At 63.3% G+C, this 23,096-nt stretch carries 20 protein-coding genes; 3 read left to right on the forward strand and 17 right to left on the reverse strand.

Going from position 1 to position 23,096, the window contains the following annotated elements:
• Positions 1–10 precede the first annotated feature (10 nt).
• From ACI2JX_RS19330 to ACI2JX_RS19400, 15 genes are all read right to left on the reverse strand, one after another.
• A complete protein-coding gene (locus tag ACI2JX_RS19330; RefSeq protein ID WP_368971931.1) occupies positions 11–802 on the reverse strand; it encodes a ChbG/HpnK family deacetylase in 792 nt (263 codons plus the stop codon).
• Positions 774–1,943, reverse strand: coding sequence for a GNAT family N-acetyltransferase (locus tag ACI2JX_RS19335; protein WP_404690773.1), 1,170 nt, complete (start codon positions 1,941–1,943; stop codon positions 774–776). The genes ACI2JX_RS19330 and ACI2JX_RS19335 overlap by 29 nt, the downstream gene beginning before the upstream one ends.
• A gap of 4 nt (positions 1,944–1,947) precedes the next feature.
• The gene (locus tag ACI2JX_RS19340) at positions 1,948–2,637 is read right to left on the reverse strand and encodes an N-acetyltransferase (protein ID WP_404690774.1); all 690 of its coding nucleotides are present in this window, start codon (positions 2,635–2,637) and stop codon (positions 1,948–1,950) included.
• Between the two features lie 106 nt (positions 2,638–2,743).
• Positions 2,744–4,048: a lipopolysaccharide biosynthesis protein gene (locus ACI2JX_RS19345; protein ID WP_404690775.1), complete on the reverse strand. Its 1,305-nt coding sequence runs from the start codon at positions 4,046–4,048 to the stop codon at positions 2,744–2,746.
• Entirely contained in the window at positions 4,045–5,055 is a 1,011-nt protein-coding gene (locus tag ACI2JX_RS19350) for a polysaccharide deacetylase family protein (RefSeq protein WP_264233047.1), read from the reverse strand. Before ACI2JX_RS19350 ends, ACI2JX_RS19345 begins: the two co-directional genes overlap by 4 nt.
• A gap of 9 nt (positions 5,056–5,064) precedes the next feature.
• A complete protein-coding gene (locus ACI2JX_RS19355; protein ID WP_404690776.1) occupies positions 5,065–6,201 on the reverse strand; it encodes a glycosyltransferase family 2 protein in 1,137 nt (378 codons plus the stop codon).
• On the reverse strand, positions 6,194–7,159 hold the full coding sequence (locus tag ACI2JX_RS19360) for a glycosyltransferase family 2 protein (protein ID WP_368971928.1): 966 nt from the start codon (positions 7,157–7,159) through the stop codon (positions 6,194–6,196). The genes ACI2JX_RS19355 and ACI2JX_RS19360 overlap by 8 nt, the downstream gene beginning before the upstream one ends.
• Positions 7,156–8,526, reverse strand: coding sequence for an O-antigen ligase family protein (locus ACI2JX_RS19365; protein ID WP_404690777.1), 1,371 nt, complete (start codon positions 8,524–8,526; stop codon positions 7,156–7,158). The genes ACI2JX_RS19360 and ACI2JX_RS19365 overlap by 4 nt, the downstream gene beginning before the upstream one ends.
• Positions 8,523–9,605 carry a glycosyltransferase family 4 protein gene (locus ACI2JX_RS19370; protein WP_372353280.1) on the reverse strand — a complete coding sequence of 361 codons (1,083 nt, stop codon included), beginning with the start codon at positions 9,603–9,605 and terminating at the stop codon, positions 8,523–8,525. The genes ACI2JX_RS19365 and ACI2JX_RS19370 overlap by 4 nt, the downstream gene beginning before the upstream one ends.
• Complete coding sequence (locus ACI2JX_RS19375; protein ID WP_404690778.1) at positions 9,602–11,176, reverse strand: GumC family protein; 1,575 nt, start codon at positions 11,174–11,176, stop codon at positions 9,602–9,604. Before ACI2JX_RS19375 ends, ACI2JX_RS19370 begins: the two co-directional genes overlap by 4 nt.
• A gap of 14 nt (positions 11,177–11,190) precedes the next feature.
• Complete coding sequence (locus ACI2JX_RS19380) at positions 11,191–12,210, reverse strand: polysaccharide biosynthesis/export family protein (protein WP_186554561.1); 1,020 nt, start codon at positions 12,208–12,210, stop codon at positions 11,191–11,193.
• A gap of 19 nt (positions 12,211–12,229) precedes the next feature.
• Entirely contained in the window at positions 12,230–12,877 is a 648-nt protein-coding gene (locus ACI2JX_RS19385; RefSeq protein ID WP_264233042.1) for a CpsD/CapB family tyrosine-protein kinase, read from the reverse strand.
• 1 nt (position 12,878) lies between these two features.
• Positions 12,879–13,625, reverse strand: coding sequence for a sugar transferase (locus tag ACI2JX_RS19390; RefSeq protein WP_264233041.1), 747 nt, complete (start codon positions 13,623–13,625; stop codon positions 12,879–12,881).
• Positions 13,622–14,686, reverse strand: a complete 1,065-nt coding sequence (locus ACI2JX_RS19395) for an NAD-dependent epimerase (RefSeq protein ID WP_264233040.1) — start codon at positions 14,684–14,686, stop codon at positions 13,622–13,624. The genes ACI2JX_RS19390 and ACI2JX_RS19395 overlap by 4 nt, the downstream gene beginning before the upstream one ends.
• Positions 14,683–16,035 carry a UDP-glucose/GDP-mannose dehydrogenase family protein gene (locus ACI2JX_RS19400; protein ID WP_264233039.1) on the reverse strand — a complete coding sequence of 451 codons (1,353 nt, stop codon included), beginning with the start codon at positions 16,033–16,035 and terminating at the stop codon, positions 14,683–14,685. The genes ACI2JX_RS19395 and ACI2JX_RS19400 overlap by 4 nt, the downstream gene beginning before the upstream one ends.
• 390 nt (positions 16,036–16,425) lie before the next feature.
• On the opposite strand from ACI2JX_RS19400, the gene ACI2JX_RS19405 reads away from it, so the two are divergent.
• Positions 16,426–18,123: a sulfatase-like hydrolase/transferase gene (locus tag ACI2JX_RS19405; protein WP_264233038.1), complete on the forward strand. Its 1,698-nt coding sequence runs from the start codon at positions 16,426–16,428 to the stop codon at positions 18,121–18,123.
• Between the two features lie 64 nt (positions 18,124–18,187).
• Here ACI2JX_RS19405 and ACI2JX_RS19410 read toward each other — a convergent pair whose 3' ends face one another.
• Entirely contained in the window at positions 18,188–19,123 is a 936-nt protein-coding gene (locus ACI2JX_RS19410) for a LysR substrate-binding domain-containing protein (protein WP_186554555.1), read from the reverse strand.
• 146 nt (positions 19,124–19,269) lie between these two features.
• On the opposite strand from ACI2JX_RS19410, the gene ACI2JX_RS19415 reads away from it, so the two are divergent.
• Together ACI2JX_RS19415 and ACI2JX_RS19420 are read left to right on the forward strand one after the other, a co-directional pair.
• Positions 19,270–20,646, forward strand: coding sequence for an L-serine ammonia-lyase (locus ACI2JX_RS19415; protein ID WP_404690779.1), 1,377 nt, complete (start codon positions 19,270–19,272; stop codon positions 20,644–20,646).
• Between the two features lie 178 nt (positions 20,647–20,824).
• On the forward strand, positions 20,825–22,132 hold the full coding sequence (locus tag ACI2JX_RS19420; RefSeq protein WP_368971920.1) for a serine/threonine transporter: 1,308 nt from the start codon (positions 20,825–20,827) through the stop codon (positions 22,130–22,132).
• A 71-nt stretch (positions 22,133–22,203) separates the two neighbouring features.
• On the opposite strand, the gene ACI2JX_RS19425 is transcribed toward ACI2JX_RS19420, so the two are convergent.
• Entirely contained in the window at positions 22,204–22,881 is a 678-nt protein-coding gene (locus tag ACI2JX_RS19425) for a DUF3313 domain-containing protein (RefSeq protein WP_186554552.1), read from the reverse strand.
• Between the last annotated feature and the right edge of the window lie 215 nt (positions 22,882–23,096).

The following is a 23,096-nucleotide window of genomic DNA, read 5'->3' on the forward strand; positions in this document are numbered from 1 at the left end:
TCGACGCCTATCAAGTCTGCGCAGCGAGCGCCGAAGGCTGAGCAGCCAGGCAGGTGTAGCCAACCCGAGGTAGCCCCGCCAGCCGCTGGTCAATCAGGTTCTTGAGCGACTCGCCGGTGGCCAGGTAAGCATCACCAAAGTCATGCCCGCCCAGTGCGCTGGGATGGGCGACGATTTCCAGTACGCCCCGTTTGGGCGCCAGGCCCGCCTTCAAGTCCTGCGGCGTGCATACATAGTCCGCCGTCGCCCCGCTGAGTTGGCGCAAGCGCCGATTGAGCAGCGCCTTGAAGATTTTCTTCAAGGGGCCGATGTTCTGCCCCAGGTTGCGCGCCAAGCGCACCGGCACCCCTTGTTTGCGAGCGAAGCGCGCGACGATCGCGCCGATTGGCCAGATGTTGTGCACATGCTGATGCGAGTCCAGGTGGCTGGGCATCACCCCATGTTCCAGGCAGCGGTTCCACTGTGCTTCGAGCTCCTGTTCGACGGCCAGCCGCTCACGCCGCGACAGGCGCAGGGTGCGGCGCTTGAGCTTGAGTTCGAATTCGCCGTGCGGCGCGCAAAAACGCGCTTCGGCCAAGATGGCCTGGCTTAACGGCCGGCCGTAGGTCAGGTTGAAATGCAAGCCAATCCGCCCTTTGAGCGCCGGCTGCTGGGCCAGGACGCAGGCTGCGGCAAACGCCGGCATGTTGGCCATGGCAGTCGCCGAACTGATCAATCCGGCCTGGAAGGCATGCAAGATCACCGCGTTGGTATGGGCACTGAGGCCGAAATCGTCAGCGTTGACTATGACCTGAGATGGCATTCGGACTCTCCTGTGGGGGATTGGGGGTGGCCGCGACCTGGGGGCTGGCGGCGCGCTTGCGCAGGCGCGGCTTGAGCCACTGCCAGCAGCGCAGCGCCAGGCCCAGGGCGATACCGTCCAGGCGCCAGCTGTAGCAGCTCAGGCGCCACTGGTCGACCTGCTCGGTCTGGCGTTCGTGCAGCTGGTGGCTGGAGTTTTCCAGGCTGACGCGGGAGGCGTCGACCCACTGCCAGCCGTCGTCCAGGCCCCAGTGGATGAATTCTTCGAGCAGCACCCGGCCACTGCCCAGGTCACTATGGGCAGGCTCGAAGGCCAGGTTGTAGTCGTATACCCGGCCACGTTCGAGCAGGCCTAGGCGGTAACTGATGCAGCGGCCGTCGAGTTCCAGCAAGACCAGGCACACCAGGCCTTCGCCAGCCAGGGCGGTAAAGGCCTGGTACATCCACTGGCGGCGCTGTTCGCCGGAGAAGATGCCGACTTCATCGTCACCTTTCCAGCTGGCCGCTTCGACAGCGCTGATGGCATCGAGCAACTCGCTGATCGTGTCCTTGGTGGCGATCACGCGGCGCACTTGCGCGCCACAGGCGGCGATGCGTTTACGCGCGCGGCGCAGTTTGTAGCGCGGATCGCCGCTGACCTCCTGGCGATCGGCGGCGCTGATGCGATGCACCGGCACGCTGCAGGTCAGGCGCCGTTCGAAGGTCGAGCTGCGGCTGGCCCAGCGCCGCAGCCAGTTGTCACCGGCAGCGCCGTCAGGCACTTCGCTCAATTGCAACAGGGCATGTGGCAGCTGCTTGCGAATGGCACGCAGGACCTTGCCAGCAGCATTGCCCGGCAGGTCGATCAACAGGGCGATGCGGTCACTCAGTGGGTAGCCCAGGTGGCGTACCACCGCCAAAGAAATGGGGCCGAATGCTTCGCGCTGGCGCACCAGCGGCAGGCACAGGCAGAGCTGGCCGTTCTTGTAGCCAAGCAGCACTTGCAGCAATTGCCCAGGTTGCAGGGCGGCCTCGGCGGCACGCAGCCAGCCCAGGTGGTTGAAAGGGGTGCTGCCGGCCAAGCGCTGGCGCAGCGCCTCGTAGTCGGCAGCGGGGAAGTCGGGGGTGCGCAGCGAGGCGCACCAGCTCAGGCGCAAGCCCATGGCTTCACGACGCCGTGGCCGAGACGGTTTCCCGCTCAGGTTTACGCAGTGGCTCAAGGCGTGACTCGGTGTAGCGGGTTTCACGGAAGAACTTCCAGCGACCAAACAGGCAATACACGTTCATGATTCGTCCTTGCTCCTTGTAGCCGGTACGCAAATGCAGCTTCAGCGCAGGGATGTTGTCGCTTTCGCACACATCCACCACCTTGGTGCAGCCTTGCGCGGCCATGGCTTTCCAGATTTCCAACTGGATATCCAGGGACAAGCGCGTGCCCCAGTATTTGCGGATCAGCTCGCCACCGAACTCGAAGAATTCGCCTGCTTGCACCGGGAACCAGCACCCGTAGAAGTGGCGGTCGTGGTAGTGCCGGCTGCTGCCCCAGATGAACGCACAGGTGTGGTTGTCATCGTCAAGGAACATCAGCCCGGTGTGGCCCTCGGCGGCCAGCTCGCGCATGACTTCCACGCGATCGCCGAAATGCTTGGCAAAGGCCTGGACATTGTTCACCGTGATCCGCTCCACCCGCAGCGGCGTGTACGGTTTAAGCCGATGGGGAGGGACAGGGCTGACCAGGTCGCGCTCCATCCACAGCAGTTCCCAATGGTAGAAAACGAATCGCTTGAACGCGGCTCGCAGTGTGTTGCGCAATCCTTTGCGCTTGATGCGCTCCCGGATTTTGCTCAATGCACGCATGGTGCCTCCTGTTTGTGGCAGGTCGAGATGCGTCGGTTGACGCGTTCCAGCTCAGGGCGACCTCCTACTGCCCTGGCGCTTGGAGGTGGAGTGAGAGAAGAGAGATTCATGCTGGCCTCCGTTGCAGCATCTGGCGCAGCGGGGCGAAGTCGCTGGGTAAAACGATCAAGGTCTGCCCCAGCGCTACGCCACTGAGCCGGCAATACAGCACCAGCATGGCCACGGTCACAGTCAGGTAGGCGATGGAGGAGGCCATGGCGGCGCCGACGATGCCCCAGGTGGGGATCAGGACCAGGTTGAGCACCAGGTTCAGCGCGGCGCCTGCGCCCATCATCAGCGACACCGTGCCGGGGCGATTCTTGCCCAGCAGGTCCAGGCGCAGGATGCTCGCGAAGCACAGCCCAAGCAGGCCTGGCAGCAGCGCCAGCAGGGCCGGGTAGGCGGGTTGGTACTCGGCGCCGAACAGGGTCACGATCAGCCATTGGCCGATCAGCGCCATGCCCAGGCAGGCGCCGAGCATGACCGTGGCGGTCAGGCGCAGGGCCAATGGGGTGATCTTGTCCATGCCGGCATCTTGTTGCAGCAGGCGCTTCATCAGCGGCGTGGTGACTGCCTCGGGGATGATCAGCAGCAGTTCGGCGGCGGCGCTGGCCATGGCGTAGTGACCCAGCGCAGTACTGCCCAGAATCGCGCCGATGAACAGGTAGTCCGAGCGCAGGATCAGCTGCTGGAACAACAGGTCCGGATGACTTTTGGCGCTGTAGCTCAGGAGCTCGCGCTGGCCGCTGCGGTCCCAGCGCAGGTGCAGCAGGTGTTGCCGCCGTAGCCACCACAGGCCCAGTACCAACACCAGGGCGATACCGCCCAGCCAGCTGATCAGCGCCGCTTCCAAGGCGTGCTCCTGCCACATCCAGTACAGCCCGACGAACAGCAGCAGCGGCGCCAGTGATTCGCTCAGACGCAGGGCATTGAAGGCGCCGACGCCGCCGCTGGCGTTGTGCAGGGTCAGCAGGCCGCTCTTGAGCACGGTCATGGGCACTGCCAGCAGCAACAGCCAGGCGAGCACGCCCAACTGCAGGGTGATCTCCAGCTCAGCACCGAACTGGCGCACTAGCACGACACACACCAGCGTCAGCAACCCGGCCAGCAGGCAGCCATAGATCAACACCTGGGTCAGCAGCAGGCCCATATCGCGGTGCTTGGCCGCCTGGTAACCGACGGCACTGTTGAGCCCGCCGCTGGTGGCGGCGCTGATCAGGTCGGGCAGGGTGCTGAGCAGGGCGAACAAACCGCGCTCGCTGGGGCCGAGGATGCGCGCCAGCAACACGTTGCGCGCCAGGCGCAGGGCGATCATGGCAAGTTTGGTGCCCATGCTCAGCAGCAGATGGCGCAGGTAGCTGTTGCGGTTCATGAGCGGCTCCCGCGGCTGATGCGCCAAGCCAACAGCGAAGGCCGGCTGGCATTGCGTTGGCTGACGCCGATACGGGGCAACGCCAACGGGTCGTCATAGCCTTGGCAAATCCCGGCGCGGGTGCTCAGGGCATAGGGGTAGCGGTGGGCGGCGACCCGCGCGCGAACCCGCTCATCGTGGTCGCCGTTGGGGTAGCAGTACACCGGCAGCGGCTGCTGGCAGCCTTGGTTGAGGGCGGCGTGACTGCGTTGCAGTTCTTCATCCAGACGGCGGTCGTCCAGGTACGGCAGCAACGCATGGCTGGCGCCGTGGGGGCCGAAGCGCACCAGGCCTGAGTCTTCCAGTTCGCGCACCTGCTGCCAGTCCATGGCCTGGGCCAGGGACTCTGGCGGGCAGGCGTCGGTGAGCAACTGCAAGGCCTGATGATTGAGGCTCTTGAGGCCTTGCAGATACTGCGCCAGCGCGTGGCTGCGCGCTTTGGGCCGGTCGTTCATGAAGTAGGCCGCAGGCAGCGGCCGCCCGAGCTTGCGCAAGCGCTCGATCAGTTGCCGACGCGGCTCTTCGCCATGGCTGCCCCACAGGGTTTCGCCGACGCTTTCCCACCAGAAGCGCTGGCGGCTGCCGATGAAATCGGTGGAGAGGAAGATGCTCGCCGGTATGTGATGTTTACGCAGCAAGGGAAAGGCGTTCAGGGCGTTATCGCGCCAGCCGTCGTCGAAGGTCAGGGCAACCTTGGGCCGGCCGCTGCCGCGAGTGCCTTGGTGGTCTTTGAGCAGGTCCATCAGGCTGACGCAGTCAAAGTGCCGCGGCAGCCAGCGCAGCAGGCCCTCGAAGGCCTTGGGGCCGACGCACAGTTCATTGCGATGGGGCAGCGCGGCGCTGGCGTCGTCGGCCAGCACCCGATGCAGCATGAGTATCACCCCGGCACCGCGCAGCTGGCTGCGGCCCTTGGGAGAGTTGAGGTAGAGCCAACCGCTGGCACGCTTGATACTGGTCTTGATCGGCATGTCAGGCACTCATCGAGTCTGGTCGGGGTTCCATTGGTTGTAGCTGTGCCCGCGCAAGAACTGCCACAGGCCCACGCTCATCCCCGCCAAGGTCACCAGGACGAATGCGGCCAGGCGAAACGGCTTGGGCAGGCGATGACGCACATCCAACAGGCCCGCCACGGCAATCGCGTAGCAGAGCAACTGGGCGACCAGCGTCAGACGGTAGAAAACGTGCTCGTCGAGCAGGAAAAAGTTGGCCAACAACAGCGGCAACAGCAGTACCGGCGCCAGCCGGCGAATCAGCTTGTGGCTGATCAGGGCGATGGCGTACAGGCCATGGCGCAGTGGGTTGAGCAGCTCGCGGCGGGCGGCCAGGCTGATCAGGCCGCCGACCGTGACCCGCTGGCGGCGGCTGAATTGCCGATGCGCTTCGTCCACGCCAATGTCCAGCACCTTGGCCTGGTCGACGTACACCACGCGCTTGCCGGCCACCGGTGCGCAGGTATTGATGTAGAAGTCGTCGTTGACCCGTGGCGGGATCGGTTGGTAATACTCGCGGCGTACCGCTTGCAGCGCGCCATCGGCCGAAACTGTGCAGCCGGTGCGGTTTTCCACCCGGCGCAGCCAGGCTTCGTAGTGGCGATACAGGCTTTCCCCCAGGCTCAGGCCTTTACCGGTGACGGGGATAACCATGTTGCCGACGCTGGCGCCCACGGCCGGGTCGGCAAACGGTGCCAACAGGGCGCTGAGGGTGCCATCGAGCCAGTGCACATCGGCATCGGTGAACACCAGGATATCGCCGCTGCAGTGTTCGACGGCGGCGTTGAGCACGCTGTTCTTGCCTTGGCGTGGCAGGTCCAGCACGTGAATTCGCGGGTCACCGAAGCTGCGTGCCAGGGCCACGGTGCGATCGCTGGAGCCATCGCTGGCAACGATGATCTGCAGGTCGGCGGCTGGGCAGTTCTGCGCGAGCAGGTTGCGCAGTTTGTCTTCGATATGCCGCTCCTCGTTGTGCGCGGCCACCACCACGCTGACCTGTTGCCGGGGCAACGGCCCTGGTCGATGGCGCGCGAATAACGGCCCGACCAGGGTCAGCAGCAGCGGGTAGCCGAGCCAGGCATAAAAGGGCAGTAGCAGGCAGAGCCAGAAGATTGATTCAGCCACGTGCGGGCCTCCTTGCATTCCAGTTGAACAGGCTGAGTACACAGGCCGCGCCGGCCAGGTGCAGGCGGACCCAGTGCAGGCCCCAAAGCTGCAGGACAAACAGTGGATCGCGGTGTTTCAGGCTCTGGCGCAGGCTCAGGACCAGGGCGGGCAGGGCGCCGACCAGCGCTAGCAGCATGGCTGCGCGACCATTGCCGGCCACTAGCAGCGCCAGGGCAAATGCATCGAACAGCCAGATCGCCAGCGACAGTAGCGGGAAACGCAGCAGGCGCAGGCTCAGGCCGTTGCTTCGCAGCAGTTGCAGGTGACTGCCCTGGCGCCACAGCTCTTTGCCCAGCCATTCCGCCCAACTGCCTTCGAAGCCCCAGTGCAGCACCACCGGTTGGCGCAGCACACGCAGGCGCGCGCCGGCTTGATGCAGGCGCAAGGTGAAGTCTTTGTCTTCGCCCGTGCGCAGCCGTTCGTCAAAACCGCCGACCCGGTCGAACCACTGGCGCTGCATCAACAGGTTGGGGGTCGGCAACCAGCTGCTGTCTTGCAGGGCTTGCCCGGCGCGCAAGGTGCGGCGCTGCCAGGCATAGGCGAACCACGGCGCCTGGCGGGGGGTGTCGCAATCCAGGGCGAACACATCGCCTTCGCCACGACGCTGCAGGTCGAGCAAGCGGCTGAGCCAATCGCTGGGCACCTCGATGTCGGCGTCGAGAAACGCCAACCATTGCCCGTTGCTGGCGCGGGCGCCGTGGTTGCGCAGGGCGCCGATGGCCATCTTTGGCAGGCTCAGCACCCGCGCACCGAAGCCTTTGGCAATAGCAGGGCCGGCGTCGCTAGAGCCGTTGTCGACCACCAGCACTTCACAGTCGAGCCCGGCATTGGCGGCTGCCACCTGCACCGCCTGCAAGGTCCGGGCAATATGCCGGGCCTCGTTGAACATGGGAATGACGATGCTGATCAGGCTCATGCCGCCCCCTGCAGTGCCCGGGCCTGGGCCGCTTCACGCCAGACCACGCTGGACAGGGCCAGCATCAGCCACAGGTACTTGAGGCTCGGTGAACTGAGGAACATCAGGAACAGCGCAATGGCCAGCATGCTGATGGTCAGGTGGGTCATCATGTCGGCTTTGTCGTGCTCGCCGATCGCCGCCCAGGCCGCGCGCGCCCGCCAGAAGTTGCGCAGAGCCAGGGCGATCATGCCAACGAACAGCAACCCAGCTGGCAGGCCGATTTCGCTGAAGATTTCCAGGTAGGTGTTGTGTGCGCGGCGATACAGGTCGGTGGCGACGCTGTTGACCGGGGCAAAGGCCTTGGAGAAGCCGGTGTCGGCGTAATGCAGTGGGAAGGTGCCTGGGCCGGCGCCGAGGACTGGGTTGTCGCTGATCATCTGCTTGCCCACCACCAGGTAGGTGGCGCGCCGGCCTAGTGACTCGTCCTTGTGCGCATTGACCCCGGACTTGAGCATCGCCAGCGACGCGATACGATCGACATAGCTGGCCGGCACTACCGCAGCGGCCAACGGCAGGATGATGGCGATGCCAAGCATGGCGAAGCCTAGGTGGCGCGGGCGAATGTGGCTGAGCTGCTCCCGGTAGTTGTAGAGCAGGATGCCCGAGCTGATCAGCAGCACCACCAGCCCCGAGCGGGAGTCGGTCTTGGTCATGCCGGCCAGCAGCAACAGACAGCAGCCGATCCAGAACAGCTTGATCGGCAGCTGGCGGCTCTTCAAGGCCAACCACAAGCCCATCGGCATGGCCACGGTAATCATCATGGCGAACAGGTTGGCGTCGAGCATGGCGGTGGCGCGGCCGCCTTCCTGGTACTTGGTCGAAAATATGCCGAACAGGCACATCACGCAGACGCTGAGGGTCATCACCCGGGCCAGCCAAGGCAGGTTCAGGTCGCGGCCGATGAGCAAGGTCAGAACGAACACCACCAGGCCGACGATCAGGTCGCGCAGGTGGTTCAGCGACAAACTGAGGTTGTCGCTGGTCCACAGGCTCAGCAGATAGAAGGTCAGAAACAGCGCCAGCAGCCGCCAGTGCGAGCTGCGCAGGCGCGCGCCTTGCAATTGGCCGACCGCCAGTTGCAGGGTGAGGATCAGGGCCAGGCCAATCCCCACCAGTTTGGCGCCGGAGACCAGGCCATCCTTGAGCAAGCCTTCCAGCGGCACCAGGGTGACGATCGCCAGCAAGCCCAAGGCCGGCCGCCGGTACAAGACCAGCGCACCGGCAAGGCCGAGCACCGCGCCCGGCGCCAGGTAAGGGTAGGGGCTGGCCAACAAGCCCAGGCACGCCATGGCGACCAGGCCGACCAGCGACAGTGGAATGATCATGCGACGACCTCCTGTGCCGCGCCCCGGTAAACCTGGGCCCAGCGTTGTGCCAGGGTGGGTAGGTGGTAGCGTTCACGTTGGGTCTGGCGGGCGCGGGCGACCAGCTCGCCAGCCTGCGCCGGGTCTTCGAGCAAGGCCAGCAGCTGTTGGCCCAGCTCATCGACGGCCAATGGCCGGGCCAACAGGCCATTGCGTCCATGTTCGATGACGTCAGGGATGCCGCCGACGCCGAAGGCCACCACTGGCACGCCGTCCTGCATGGCTTCGAGCAGGATCATCGGCGTGCCTTCGGTGCGCGAGCTGATCACCAGCGCATCCAGGCGGGCCATCCAGCTGCGCATATCGCGCTGAAAGCCTGGCAGGGTGATGCGCTCGGTGAGCCCGGCGGCATCGATGCGCGCTTGCAGTTCAGCGCGTTCAGGGCCTTCGCCGAGCATTACCCCACGCACCTGCGGGTGGCGATGGCACAGCGGGATCAAGGCGTCGAGGAACAGGTCCGGGCCTTTTTCGCGGCTCAAGCGTCCCACGTAGCCGGCCAGCCAGGTGCCGCTCGCCGGTATCCGTTCAGGCAGGGCAGCGGCTTGCGGCAGGCCATTGGGGATCACCTGCAGGCGGCTCGCCGGTACCCCCGCATCGCGCAAAATACGCGCGATGCTTTCGGCCACGCAGACCACCCGTTCAACGTTGGGCATGCGGCACAGTTGCAGGCTCAGCCAGGTATACAGGCGTTGCTTGCGGCTGCTGGGGGTAAAGCCGTGCTGGGTGATCACCAGCGGCAAGCGCCACACGCTGGCGCCCAGCCAACCGAACACCAGGCCTTTGAAGTTGTGCGTATTGATCAACGGCCGTTGCTCGCGCAACAGCCGCAGCAGCGCTGGCAGGCTGTCGCACGACTGGCACTGAACCCCTGCCTCGCGGAACCGGGTTACCAGCTCCGCCGGGGCATCGAGGAACACCACGCGATGGTCGCCCGAGGTCGCCTGGCAGTGGTCCAGCAGCATGCGCTCAGCACCATAGAAGCCGCCGCTGCTGAGCAGGTGCACGATCGGCCGGCCGGCGGCGGGCACGGCGGCGTTCAATTGCGCACCCAGTGCACCAGCCGCGGCAGCGACCAGGTCTTGTGCGGGTTGGGCAGGGCCGGGGCGTGGTCGTTGATTACCAGCAGCACTGGCAGGCCCAGCTCTTGACCGATTTGCGCAGGGTGTTTGAAGCGATGGTCGAAGAACTCCTTGACGTAGACCACGGCAATCGCCAGGAGCAAGCCGCAGAGCAGGCCGAACGGAATGATCAGGCCAGGTTTGGGGAAGGCCGCTGCGGTTGGCTCGTATGGTGCGCTGAGGATCCTGGCGTTGGACTGGCTACCGTCGAGCAGGCCCTGGCCGCGGCTTTCTTCATAGCGTTGGGCGTAGGTCGAGAAGGCCTTGTGCAGGGCATCGATCTCGGTGTCCAGCTGGCGGGTCTTGCTCTGGGTTTCGCGCAGTTGCAGGATGCGCGCCTTGTAGTCGGCGATGCGCTGGGTCTTCTGGTCGATCACTTGCTGGGTGACAGAAAGATCCTGTTGGCGTTCACGGATGCGGTTCTCGACGATCTTGAGGAACTGCCCGCGCAGCTGGGCGATCTGCTCACGTGCCAGCAGCATGGGTTCGGAACCCGGCTGGAACACCGTCCGGTCGGCGTTGTAGCGCGCCAGTTGGGTGGTCAGTTGCTCGCCCAGTTGCTTGATCTCGCGGTCTTCGAACGCCACGTTCTCCAGGGTGGTGGTGAAGGTGTAGGGGAAGGCGTAGTCGGCAATTCTTGCCTTGCTGGCGGCAGCCAGGTGGGTTTGCAGGTATTCGAGCCACTTCTGGTTCTGCAACTGGCGGTCGCGCTGCACGTTCAGCGCCTGCTCTTCGGTGTTGATCGCGTTGAGGCGGAAGGTGATCTCCTCTTTCGGGTCAGACGAGCTGATTGCAGTCAGCAGGCCCATCCGTTGCCCTTCCAGGTCACCCAGGCGGGCTTGGTAGTGGAGTTTTTTCTGCTCGTAGAAGCTTTGTGGCAGCTCATTGGACTGCAGGTCCTGGCGGTTTTTCAGGAAGTTGTCCAGCAACTGGCTGACGAACAGGGTGCCGACCTTGGGATCATCGGCGCTGTAAGTCACCGAGATGACGTTCGAACCTGGCAGGGTCTCGACGGTGAGTGCCTTGACCGCTTGGTCGGTGAGGGCGTCCAGCTCGGTGTCACGCTGTGCCACTTGCTCACTGCCAAACAGGCGCTTCAGCGGATTGAGCACCTGCTCGCGCAGCGGCGTGAACACATGACGCTGCAAGGCGCCCGGCTCGGTCTTGAACTGGCCATCCTTGCGCAGCTGGTCGATGGTCTGGCGAATCAGGGTCGGCGAGCGCATGATGTTGCTCTCGGTTTCCATGTCGGCCAGGGTCGGTGGAATGAAGCGGTCGGCTTCTTGGGTCAGCGCCGAACTGGTGTCGCTCTGTGAGAGTTTCTTCGACTGCACGATGACCTCAGCGGTGATGTCGTAGCTCTGCTTGAGCACGAACGGCAGCACCAGGGCAATCACCGCAAATACCAGGAACACCCGCTTGGCCAATTGCTTATTGGCAAAAAAGATGCGGAAGAACTCATGCACATAGTTTTCTTTGGGTTGCGTCGTCATGGTCCGATCCCCGGTCAGTTGTTGTCGTCTTTGTTGTCGACGCGATAGCTGAAGCTGAAGCCGAAGCCTTGGAACAGCACGACGTCAGCCAATTGCCGGGACAGCTCGCCGGCACTGGCCAGCTTGCTCTTGGGCACATAGAGCATGTCTTCGGGCTGCAGGTAGGCGATCTTCTGGCTGCCACCGGAGAGGGCCTGGTCGACGTCGTAGTTATAGGCATGCACGGTGTTGCCGTTACGGCGCATGATCACCACCGAGCCGAGCTTGGCCTTGAGGGTCGGGCCGCGGGCCAGGGTCAGTGCTTCGAGCACCGATACCGGCCGGCGGATCTGGAAGGCACCCGGCTGGCCGACTTCACCCAGGACATAGATCTCGTTGGCAGCGGTTGACTTGAGCAGCACGTCGACCGTCATCCGGCCCGGCAGGCTGGCGTAGCGCTCGTTGAGGTAGTCGCGCAGTTGGTTGACGGTCATGCCTTGCAGCGGCACCGAACCAATTTCCGGGAAGGTCGCGCGGCCGTCGGTACCGACGGTGATGTCGCGGCTCATGCCGGTGCCAGGGTGGGTCAGGGTGTTCTTCAGGGTGACCTCATTGGTCATCGGGCTGATCACCCGCAACGTCACCTGGTCGCGGTTGTTCTGGAACACGCGCTTGTTGCGGTAGGCCTCGCGGATGGCGTTTTCAGCTTCGCCTGGGGTCATCCCTTCGACCTTGACCGTCGAGTTGGTGCTGGGCAGGGTAATGGTGCCGTCTGGTTGCACCAGCTGGCTGCCGTTGAGGCCGCTGGCGGCCATGAAGTTAAGGTCGATGCTGTCGCCCGACTGGATGCGGTAGGCGCCGGCGCTGGTGCCGCTGATGTGGAAGATCACTTCCAATACGTCTTGCGGGCGCAGCACCTGCTCGCGCCGCGCCACCTCGGTGGCCTGGCTGTCTTCGGGCGCAGCGGTGAGGATCTGCACCGGCATCTCGCGGTTATCCTGGCTGGCGCAACCGGTCAGGACCAGCAGGCACAGGGCAATGGATGGATATCTCATGGGTCTCTCCTGTACCGGCCTAGAGGTTGTTGTACAGCCACTTGGGCATGTAGTACTTGCGCTTGTTGAACACGCTACCGATCAGGCGCGCGCCGGCCTGGGTCAGGCGCTGGGCGGCGGCCTGGGCGACTTCCTTGCGAGTCTCCTCGGCGCACACCACCAGGATCACGCCATCGACCAGGGTGCCGATCACCAGGCTGTCGGCGCTGGCATAGATCGCTTCGCCGTCGATCACCACGAAGCGGTACTGGCCGCCGAGCTGGTGCAGCAGCACGCGCAGGCGCTCAGGATCGAGCGCGGCGCGCCCGCGCTTGAAGGTGCCCGCCGGGAGGATGTCGAACAGTTGATCGGACAGGCGCACGATGCAGTCCTGAGCCAGTGGCGGGGTGTCTTGGTCGAACAACAGGTCGGTGTACCCGCGCAGCTTGCCCAGACCCAGTTGCTGACTGAGGCCACCGGTGCTGTTGCTGCTGTCGATCAGCAGCACGGCGCCGGCGCTCATTAGCGCCAGTTGGCTGGCGAACGCCAGCGCGCTGGTACTGGTACCGCTGCCGGTGTTGGCCGCGGTCAGCAGCAAGGTGCGCTGCTCCAGGTCAAGAACGGTGGCGGTCAGGTTGGTCTCGCTCGGGGTGGCGATACTCAGGCTTCTCGAAGTGGAACCGTCCATCTCAACTTGCTCCGTGGCCAGTGAACACTTTGAACGGGGTCTTGAAGAGGATCTTCAGATCCAGCATCAGGCTCTGTTCGTTGATGTAGCTAAGGTCGAGCTCTACGCGTTGGTCAAAATCGATGTTGCTGCGCCCGGAGATCTGCCACAGGCCGGTCATGCCGGGGTAGATCGACAGCCGCGCGAGGTGGTTGTCCTTGTAGCGGTAGGCGTTGAAAGAGGTGGGGCGGGGGCCGACCAGGCGCATGTCGCCGGTGACCACGTTGATCAGGTTGGGCAGCTCGTCCAGGCTGCTGCGGCGCAGCCAGCTGCCCACCGAGGTGATGCGCGGATCCTTGTCGATCTTGAAGTCGATGGCGTCGGCGCCGTGCTTGTTCAGGTGGCGCACCGAGTCCTTGAGCGCTTCGGCATTGGCGACCATGGTGCGGAACTTGAACATGCCGAACAGGCGGCCGCGGTAGCCGGTGCGTTTTTGCACGAAAAACACCGGGCCCGCGCTCGAGGTCTTGATCAGTATCGCCAGCACCAGGAACATCGGCGACAGCAACAGCAGCAGAACCACCGCCGCGATGCCGGACAACACCCGGTTGGTGCGTGACAAGGTCCACGGGCGCCCGCCCACCCGGCCGGTGATCCAACCGCGACCTTGCATGTGGATGGCCGCATCGATACGTTGCCGATGCGCCGGATCCATCCGTTTATCCTGGTATAGCGCCTGTAGTTGCGCGCTTTTAGGTTGTCCTGTCATACCGCCCTCCGTTGATCGGACTGCTCGCCAGCACGGTTGGCCTCCAAGGCGGTGTGCGAGTAGTACTCTTGAAACCAGGCGACGAACCGCCTGAGCCCTTCATCCAGGGAAATACGTGGGGTAAAGCCGGTAACCTGAGCCAAGGCGCTGGCGTCGGCGCAGGTGGCCAGCACGTCGCCCGGTTGCAGTGGCAGCAGCTCGATCACGGCGTTGCGCTGCAGGTGGCGCTCCAGCAGGGCCAGGTAGTCGAGCAGTTCCACCGGGCGTTGCCCGCCGATGTTGAACAGCCGCCACGGCGCTTGGCTGCTGGCCGGATCAGGTTCCAGGGCGTTCCAGTCCGAATTGCCTGCCGGGGGGTGGGGCATCAGCCGCACCAGGCTCTCGACGATGTCGTCGATATAGGTGAAATCGCGTTGGTGGCGGCCGTGGTTGAACAGCTGGATGGGCCGGCCTTCGCTGATCGCCTTGGCAAACTGCATCGGCGACATGTCCGGACGGCCCCAGGGGCCATACACGGTAAAGAAGCGCAGGCCGCTGCAGGCAATGCCGAACAGATGGCTGTAGCTGTGGGCCATCGCCTCGTTGGCTTTTTTCGTGGCGGCGTACAGCGACAGCGGATGATCGACTGCGTCCTGGACCCGATAAGGCGTGCGCTGGTTGGCGCCGTACACCGAGCTGGACGAGGCGTACAGCAGGTGGCGTACCGGATGACGGCGGCAACCTTCGAGGATATTGAGAAAGCCTGCCAGGTTGCTGTCGACGTAGGCCTGGGGGTTTTGCAGCGAGTAGCGCACCCCGGCTTGAGCAGCCAAATGGATGACCACCTCGGGACGTTCGATGGCAAACAGCCGGGCGACGCCGTCGCGGTCGACCAGATCCAGGCGATGCACCTCAAAGTCGTCGGCCTGCTCACGTACCCAACGCAGCCGAGCGTGTTTGAGCGCCGGATCGTAGTAGTCGTTGAAGTTGTCCAGGCCCACCACCTCATGGCCATCGCGCAGCAGCCGCAGGCAGGTGTGGGCACCAATGAAGCCGGCCGCGCCGGTTACCAACACCTTCATGGCGCACTCACTTGTGCGTTGACCTGACGCAGACCGATGCCACTGTAGTGCAGGCCGTGGGCCGCCACTTGTTCGGGGTTGTACAGGTTGCGTCCGTCGATGATCAGCCGCTCACGCAGTTTGCTGGCGAGCAAGGTGAAGTCGACCACGCGAAAGTTCTTCCACTCGGTGCAGATCACCAGGGCGTCAGCGTCCTGCAGGGTGTCGTCGCGGGTGGCGCACAGTTGCAGGTCATCGCGGTAGCCGTACAGGCGCCGGCATTCATCCATGGCTTCTGGGTCGTAAGCGCGCACCGTGGCGCCCTCGGCCCACAGCGCTTCCATCAGATAGCGGCTCGGCGCTTCGCGCATGTCGTCGGTGTTGGGTTTGAAGGCGAGCCCCCAGACAGCAATGGATTTGCCGGCCAGTTGGCCTTGCAGACGCTGCTGGAGTTTGGTGAACAGAATCTGCCGCTGCCGATCATTGACGTCATGCACGCTTTGCAGCAGGCGCAGCGGCATCCCGCTGTGTTCTGCGGTGTGCAGCAGGGCCTTGATGTCCTTGGGGAAGCACGAGCCACCAAAGCCACAGCCGGGATAGATGAAGTGGTAGCCGATACGTGGGTCGGAGCCGATGCCCTTGCGCACCGCTTCGATGTCGGCGCCCAGGTGCTCGCTGAGGTTGGCCAGCTCGTTCATGAAGCTGATGCGCGTGGCGAGCATGGCGTTGGCGGCGTACTTGGTCAGCTCGGCGCTGCGGTTATCCATGAACATGAGCTTTTCATGGTTGCGGCAGAACGGCGCGTAGAGCTCGGCCAGCTGGTCATGCGCAAGCGCGTCACGGGTGCCGACGATGATCCGGTCGGGGCGCATGCAGTCGGCCAGGGCGCTGCCTTCCTTGAGAAACTCGGGGTTGGACACCACGCGCACCTGCAAGTGGTCTTTGGCCAGACGCTGCAGTTCGGCGCGGGCCAGGGCCAAGACCTGGTCGGCGGTGCCTACCGGCACGGTCGACTTGACGATCAAGGTCCGGTCGGCATCCATCAGTTCGGTGATTTGGCGGGTGACGTTGAGCACATGGCTGAGGTCGGCGGAGCCGTCTTCGTCGGGCGGGGTGCCGACGGCGATGAAGATCAGCTCGGCGTGGCTGACGGCGTCGCTGGCCTGGGTGCTGAACAGCAGGCGGCCTTCCTTGATGTTGTCCTCGAGCAGTTCCGAAAGACCTGGCTCGCTGATCGGCGGCACGCCTTGGCGCAGTTGGTTGATCTTGTGGGTGTCCAAATCCACGCACAACACGCGATGGCCGACATCAGCCAAGGCCGCTGCTTGAACCAGACCGACATAACCGGTGCCAAAAACGCTCACGTCCATGCGCGGTGCCTCGTATGGATGGGGGGTAAGTAAGGTGGATGAAACAGGGTGTGAGTTCGGTATAGCTCAGCTGTGGGGAATTGCGTCAAAGCAATGGCATGTTTCGTCAGATTTACACGCGCTAACCGAACGGGCCATTGGCCATCAACCCTTTGCCAATCCGAGGCTTAGCGCTCAAAGCTACTGGCAACTGGCCGGTTAACGAGCCGATGAACGGTCTAAGCCCCCGAAAATTGGGAAGTTTGAGTAATAGAGAGGGTCGAGTGAGGGGGCGTGAAGACGCCAAATTCTGGCGTTGTGATATCGTCGGAAAATTGACTTTTGCGACTTGTGATTTGTTTCAGGGCTGCTACGGTTTGGGTAGATTTCCATGAATGGAGGGGCTAAATCATGCGCGGGTGGATCAAGTTGCTGTTGGTGCTTATCTATCTTGGCTCCTTTCATGCCTATTACCTGGAGCGCATAGATGCCTTGGGCATAGGCTTGCCGCTCGTGCTTTTCCTCGGCGTATTCGCAGTATTGGTGGTGGCTTTATTGCTAGCCGCCTGGATACGACCGGCCTGGCTGCGCTGGCCGCTGGCACTGGCGCTGGCGATCAGTGCGGTGTTCTTCGACGCCTATACCCGCATTACTGACTCGTACATGACCTATAGCGCCTTCGTCTCTATGGTGTATGCCGGCGGTTTCGTCGGCGAAGCGCTGCAGCAATACCACTACGCAATTACCTTGGCGGTGGCCAAATCGGTGTTGTTGCTCCTGGGGGTCGGCCTGCGCCCAGGCCCGGCGCAGCGCCTGCCGCAGTGGTTGCCGATTACCGCGCCAGTACTGGCCTTGCTGCTGCTGATCAGCGTGCTGTTCGTGCGCGCCGGCGAAGGCGCGCGCGGGCTGCCGGTGATGTACACGCCGCTGGCCTACGTGAGCCTGCTTACTTATGAAACGCTGAGCGACAATGTCGGCCCGCGCGAACCCGTAAGCCTGGCACGTAGCGGTGCACCGCTGGCGCGAGACATCGTGTTGGTGATCGACGAAAGCATTTCCGGCAACTACCTGGACGTCAATGCGGCGGGCGGGGTGACCAGCCATCTGGCCCAGTCGCAACCCAAGGCAGACATCTTCAATTACGGTTATGCCGCATCCATTGCCAATTGTAGTGCTGATACCAACATCACGTTGCGCTATGGCGGCACCCGCGAGGATTACCTGCGGATCAATTCGACCCTGCCTTCGATCTGGCAGTACGCCAAGCAAGCCGGGCTGCGCACGGTGTACATCGACGGCCAGCGCACCGCCGGTAATCTGCAGAACCTGATGACCGCCACTGAGAAGCAGGATATCGACCAGTTCATTCAGTTTGATGACACGCCCGTGTTACAGCGTGACATGGCAGCGGTGGCCAAGCTCAGCGTATTGCTCAACGATGGCCAGGCGCAGTTGATCGTGATCAACAAGGTGGGTGCGCATTTCCCGGTACACGACAAGTACCCGGATGAGTTCATGAAGTATCAGCCGGCGCTGCCGCGTGGACGCTTTGCCGATGTGGCCGACTCAGGCACGCGTGAAGGCTTCGATGGACGTAGCGAGGATTGGGTGCTGTATCGCAACGCCTATAAAAACAGCGTGCTGTGGAGCGTTGGCGAGTTCTTCCGCCGCTTGTTCGCCGACGCCGACTTGAGCCAGGCGGTGGTGATCTACACCTCCGACCATGGCCAGGACCTGCACGAGCGCGGCAACCCAGGGCTCAATACCCATTGCGACAGTGATCCGGTGCCTGAGGAAGGTTTGGTGCCACTGGTGATCATCCAAGGCAAGGGGCTCAAGACCCTCGACTGGCAGGCGCACCTGGAGCAGAACCGCAACGCTTCGAGCCACTACAACATCTTCCCGACCTTGCTGCGTTTGATGGGCTATGACAGCGCGGGGGTAGGGCAGGTGTATGGGCGCGCCCTGGATGTACCGACTGAGGATCCATTCACGTTCAACGTACGGTTCAACGCTCGGTTGGGTGCGCAGCCGGATTTCCGGCATATCGACCTGGGCCAGATCGTCACGCCGGTGACGGGCGAGAAGGGCACCGTGGCGGCGCAGTGAGTGCAGCCTTTGCCGCAACGGCCGGGCCCTGTTGAGGTCCGGCCGCGCCATGCGAGGTACCTGATCAAGCCAACGGATGCAGGGCCCGAAACCCCTGGGCCTCCTCAACCAACCAGTCATGCACCGCCCGCGCGCCCGGCTGGCTCAGCCCGCCTGGCGGGTAGTGCAGTACATAGCGTTTATGATTGGCCACCGGCACGCCGAACGGCACGATCAACGCCCCGCGTTCCAATTCGTCGTTGAGCAGCGTGCGCCGCGCGATGGCCACGCCAACCCCGGCAATCGCCGCCTCGATGGTCAGGTGGTTGCGGTTGAAGGTGTGCCCGCGCCTCACATCCAGCCCAGCGGCGCCGATGCCCTCTAGATAGAACTCCCACTCGGCATACTCCGAGCTGCCGCGCCAGGCGGTAATGTCGTGCAGCAAGGGATAGTGCATCAGGTCAGTCGGCCCGTGCAGCGGCGGGCGGCCGCGCAGCAGCGCCGGCGAGCAGACCGGGAAGATCTGCTCATCCAGCAGCGGCGTGGAGAGCATGCCTGGATAGCTGCCGTCGTTGAGGTCAATGGCCAGGTCGAAATCATCAGGATGCAGCGCTTGGTTGCTGTCTTCAGCGACAAGCCGCAATTCGATATCCGGGTAGCGTTGCTGGAAACGCGGCAAACGCGGCGTCAGCCATTTGGCAAGAAACGAGGGGATCGAACGCAGGCGCAAGGTGCCGCGGATCTCGCCGGCATCCAGGCGCAGCAACTCGGCCTCGATGCTGCCATAGGCCTCGGCCACCGTTTGTGCCAGGCGCTGGCCTTCGGCAGACAGCTCCACTCCGCGCGCTCGACGCAAAAACAGCCGGTAGCCCAGGCGCTCTTCGAGCTGGCGCATCTGCTGGCTGACCGCACCTGGAGTGATGTGCAGCTCTTCGGCGCAGCGAGTGAACGACAGGTGCCGCGCGGCACACGCGAACACATGCAGCCAGACATACATCTGGCCATTGAGTTGTCGCCTCATGGTTTAGTCCTGCTAATGGCTAGCTTAGGAAATTTCGTTGGTCATCGTGGGAAATGCGCGGCAGTATCGCCCAACTTGGCAACACCGTTCAATTTTTCCAGAGAGCCGTTGGCCGGTGCAGTAGGCCGCCACGGTCAGGCATTAGCATGGCTATCAGTGTTTTCGACCTTTTCAAGATTGGCATCGGCCCCTCCAGCTCCCATACCGTGGGGCCCATGCGGGCGGCGGCGACCTTCGCCCAGGCTTTGCGTGAGCGTGGTCTGCTGGCCCAGGTGCAGCGGGTCGAGGTGCGCCTGTATGGCTCGCTGTCTGCCACTGGCGTAGGGCACGCCACCGACCGTGCCTGCCTGCTGGGCCTGATGGGGCAGTGGCCTGATCGGATCGATCCGCACAGCATCGAGCCACGCATCGATCAGTTGATGCAGGAGCAGTGCCTGATGCTCGATGGCCGCCAGCCGATTGCCTTCAACTACGCTCGTGACATGCTGCTGCTGGATGAAAACCTGCCGTATCACCCCAATGCCATGACCCTTGAGGCACAAGGCGAGCAGGGCCTGGTGCTGACCCAGACCTACTACTCGGTGGGCGGCGGCTTCATCGTCGAACAAGGCGAGATCGACGCCCCGCAAGACAGCGCCGAGCAGATCAGCCTGCCGTATGAATTTTCCAGCGCCGCCGAACTGCTTGCACTGTGCAAGGCACATGGGCTGAGTGTCAGCCAACTGATGATGGCCAACGAGTGTGCCTGGCGGTCTGAAAGCGAAACCCGCCAAGGCCTGCTGTCGATTTGGACGGCGATGCGCGAATGCGTCGACAACGGTTTGCGTAACGAAGGGATCTTGCCGGGAGGGCTGAAGGTCAAGCGCCGCGCCGCGCGCTTGCACCGCAGCTTGCAAGAGATCGGCAAGCCCAACGTGATCGGCTCGACCTTGAGCGCCATGGAGTGGGTCAACCTGTTCGCCCTGGCGGTCAATGAAGAAAACGCGGCCGGCGGGCGCATGGTCACCGCGCCAACCAACGGTGCTGCGGGGATCATCCCGGCGGTGCTGCATTACTACATGAAGTTCAACCCGGGTGCATGCGATGACGATGTCGTCGCCTTCCTGCTGGCGGCCGCAGCGGTGGGCATCTTGTGCAAGAAAAACGCCTCCATCTCAGGTGCCGAAGTGGGCTGCCAGGGGGAGGTGGGTTCGGCCTGTTCGATGGCCGCGGCAGGTCTTGCCGAGGTGCTCGGGGCAACCCCCCCGCAGTTGGAAAATGCCGCTGAAATTGCCTTGGAACATAACCTTGGCCTGACCTGTGACCCAGTTGGCGGCTTGGTCCAGGTGCCCTGCATCGAGCGTAATGCGATTGCCGCAGTCAAGGCGATCAATGCCGTGCAGATGGCCTTGCGCGGTGATGGCGAGCACTTCATTTCCCTCGACCGGGTGATTCGCACCATGCGTGATACCGGCGCCGACATGCACGCCAACTACAAGGAAACCTCTCGCGGGGGCCTGGCCGTCGCCTTCGTCGAGTGCTGATCTGCGCAGCGTTTGCTGTGCAAGCGTGCTTGCGCTGCGATTGAGGCTCAAGGGTCAACCTTGCTGCCTGTTCTGACGGCTCGCAGCCCAGGCCCGCTTGCACAGCAAGCGCGGCGCAGCGCCTCTACTGCAACACCTGCTGTACCAGCAACAAAAACAACTACAAAGGCGATATCTGATGACCGATGTACAAAGCACCACGACTGTTCGTGCGGATTCGGCTGCCCCGGCTTCTGCCGTCGGCTCGACCACCTGGAACCGCCACGACACCACCTGGGCCTTGGGCCTGTATGGCACGGCGATCGGCGCGGGCACTTTGTTCCTGCCGATCAACGCCGGAGTGGGCGGTTTCTGGCCGCTGCTGATCCTGGCGCTACTGGCGTTTCCGATGACCTTCTATGCGCATCGGGCGCTGACGCGCTTCGTCCTGTCAGGGCGCAAGGGCGGCAACGAAGACATCACCGAAGTGGTCGAGGAGCACTTCGGCACCGGCGCCGGCAAGCTGATCACCGCGTTGTATTTTTTGGCCATCTTCCCGATCCTGCTGGTCTACAGCGTCGCCCTGACCAACACCTTGACCAGCTTCCTTGAGCATCAGCTGCACGTCCCTGCGCCACCGCGGGCAGTGCTGTCGCTGTTGTTGATCTGCGGGTTGATGATCGTGGTGCGCTGCGGTCAGCAGATCATCGTCAAGGCCATGAGCGTGCTGGTCTATCCGTTCGTGGCGTCGCTGTTGCTGCTCGCCCTGAGCTTGATCCCGAACTGGAACGGCGCCTTTCTGGCCCAGGCCAACGAGGGTATCAACGCATCGAAACTGCTGCTGACCCTGTGGCTGGCGATTCCGGTAATGGTGTTCTCGTTCAACCACTCGCCGATAATCTCGGCGTTCGCTGTCGATCAGAAACACCGTTACGGCGCAGATGCCGATCGCAAGAGTGGCCGTACCCTGGCCACTGCGCACCTGATGATGGTGCTGACGGTGATGTTCTTCTGCTTCAGTTGCGTGCTGGCGCTGAGCCCGGCCGACCTCGCTGCGGCCAAGGAGCAGAACATTTCCGTGCTGTCGTACCTGGCCAACCACTTCCAGACGCCGGTGATTGCCTTCGTGGCGCCGCTGATTGCCCTGGTGGCGATCACCAAGTCGTTCCTGGGCCACTACATCGGTGCCAGCGAGGGCTTCCAGGGGATGATCGTCAAGAGCCTGCGCGGGCAGGGCAAGGCCTGGCCGGCTAAGCGTCTGCAGCGGATCACGGCGGTGTTCATGGTGCTGGCTTGCTGGATCGTGGCGACGCTCAATCCGAGCATCCTGGGGCTGATCGAGAGCATGGGCGGGCCAGTGATTGCCTGCTTGCTGTTCCTCATGCCGATGTATGCCGTGCGCCGGGTGCCGTCGCTGCGCAAATATTCGGGCAGGTTGTCGAACGTGTTCGTGACCTTGGTGGGGCTGATTACCCTGTCGGCGATCTTCTATAGCTTTATCGCCTGATCACAGGCCTTGGGGCTGCATAGCAGCCCTAAGGCCTGCAATAACCGCCCTGAGCAATGGCGGTCAGCTATTCAACGGGCCTTCTGCTTGAGCGCAACGAAGCTTTTGCGCATGTCGCTCGCCCAGCCATCGAGCACCGGCTTGACGTCTTCCAGGGTCAATTGCTGGGTGTCGTTCTCCAGCTCCTTGCCACTGCCCTTGCGCACCACCTGGGCGAGCACCTTCTGGTTAGCCCCATCCAGGAAGGCCGCCTCCACGGCGATATCCACGGCCTGATCACGCCCACCGGCGGCCGTGTTCACCGCCGCAGCGACCAGCGCGATCGGGATCACTTCATAAGGCTTCAGGCCCTCGGTATGGGTCGACACCGCGGTGATCGCCGGGCGCACCACGATAGTCCCTGGCCCGGGAGCCTTGGCCAAGGTCATCACGCTGCCCAGTTCTCGGCGCATGGCGTCGTTGAAGTAGCGGGTGATGGCTTGCAGCGTTTGCGTCGAGATCACCGATGTCGCTTGCGGCTTGGGGTAGAACTGGCTCGGCTCGATGAATACCTGGTTGTAATCGCGGGCTTTGATGTTGGGGTCAATCCAGCGCATCACCGGTTGGCCGGAAATGCTTTCGGCAGGCTGGAGGCGACTGTAATCGTTGAGAAACCCTGAGTACTGGCTAGGATCGACACGGTTGCTCGAGCATGCCGCCAGGGCTAGCAGTGCGGCGCACAGCAGGGTGGCGCGGGGCAGTGATTTCATGATGTAGGGCATCCATTGAGGGGACGGCCAGAACAACGCTAGCAGCTGCTTGGCGCTTGGCCAGCTTTAGCCTGGGAAGTCATAAAAATGGCGGCTGTTTTTCGCTGATTAGCGTGTTTCTCTGCCGATTGTCGGCATTTTGACTTTTGTCCTTGGCGGCGAGCGACAGTCGTACTACATATCAAAGGTGGCATTTTGCCTCGACGCCTTTTTCG

Origin of the sequence: Pseudomonas sp. NPDC088890 (assembly GCF_044900155.1) — a bacterium.
GTDB lineage: Bacteria > Pseudomonadota > Gammaproteobacteria > Pseudomonadales > Pseudomonadaceae > Aquipseudomonas > Aquipseudomonas urmiensis.

Excerpts from the sequence above, each read along its gene's own strand:
- ACI2JX_RS19385 (WP_264233042.1), bottom strand. The coding sequence starts at position 12,877 with ATGGACGGTTCCACTTCGAGAAGCCTGAGTATCGCCACCCCGAGCGAG.
- ACI2JX_RS19410 (WP_186554555.1), bottom strand. The coding sequence starts at position 19,123 with ATGAGGCGACAACTCAATGGCCAGATGTATGTCTGGCTGCATGTGTTC.
- ACI2JX_RS19420 (WP_368971920.1), top strand. The coding sequence starts at position 20,825 with ATGACCGATGTACAAAGCACCACGACTGTTCGTGCGGATTCGGCTGCC.
- ACI2JX_RS19395 (WP_264233040.1), bottom strand. The coding sequence starts at position 14,686 with ATGAAGGTGTTGGTAACCGGCGCGGCCGGCTTCATTGGTGCCCACACC.
- ACI2JX_RS19380 (WP_186554561.1), bottom strand. The coding sequence starts at position 12,210 with ATGAGATATCCATCCATTGCCCTGTGCCTGCTGGTCCTGACCGGTTGC.
- ACI2JX_RS19365 (WP_404690777.1), bottom strand. The coding sequence starts at position 8,526 with ATGATCATTCCACTGTCGCTGGTCGGCCTGGTCGCCATGGCGTGCCTG.
- ACI2JX_RS19425 (WP_186554552.1), bottom strand. The coding sequence starts at position 22,881 with ATGAAATCACTGCCCCGCGCCACCCTGCTGTGCGCCGCACTGCTAGCC.
- ACI2JX_RS19330 (WP_368971931.1), bottom strand. The coding sequence starts at position 802 with ATGCCATCTCAGGTCATAGTCAACGCTGACGATTTCGGCCTCAGTGCC.
- ACI2JX_RS19340 (WP_404690774.1), bottom strand. The coding sequence starts at position 2,637 with ATGCGTGCATTGAGCAAAATCCGGGAGCGCATCAAGCGCAAAGGATTG.
- ACI2JX_RS19360 (WP_368971928.1), bottom strand. The coding sequence starts at position 7,159 with ATGAGCCTGATCAGCATCGTCATTCCCATGTTCAACGAGGCCCGGCAT.
- ACI2JX_RS19390 (WP_264233041.1), bottom strand. The coding sequence starts at position 13,625 with ATGACAGGACAACCTAAAAGCGCGCAACTACAGGCGCTATACCAGGAT.
- ACI2JX_RS19405 (WP_264233038.1), top strand. The coding sequence starts at position 16,426 with ATGCGCGGGTGGATCAAGTTGCTGTTGGTGCTTATCTATCTTGGCTCC.
- ACI2JX_RS19345 (WP_404690775.1), bottom strand. The coding sequence starts at position 4,048 with ATGAACCGCAACAGCTACCTGCGCCATCTGCTGCTGAGCATGGGCACC.
- ACI2JX_RS19350 (WP_264233047.1), bottom strand. The coding sequence starts at position 5,055 with ATGCCGATCAAGACCAGTATCAAGCGTGCCAGCGGTTGGCTCTACCTC.
- ACI2JX_RS19400 (WP_264233039.1), bottom strand. The coding sequence starts at position 16,035 with ATGGACGTGAGCGTTTTTGGCACCGGTTATGTCGGTCTGGTTCAAGCA.
- ACI2JX_RS19375 (WP_404690778.1), bottom strand. The coding sequence starts at position 11,176 with ATGACGACGCAACCCAAAGAAAACTATGTGCATGAGTTCTTCCGCATC.
- ACI2JX_RS19335 (WP_404690773.1), bottom strand. The coding sequence starts at position 1,943 with ATGGGCTTGCGCCTGAGCTGGTGCGCCTCGCTGCGCACCCCCGACTTC.
- ACI2JX_RS19415 (WP_404690779.1), top strand. The coding sequence starts at position 19,270 with ATGGCTATCAGTGTTTTCGACCTTTTCAAGATTGGCATCGGCCCCTCC.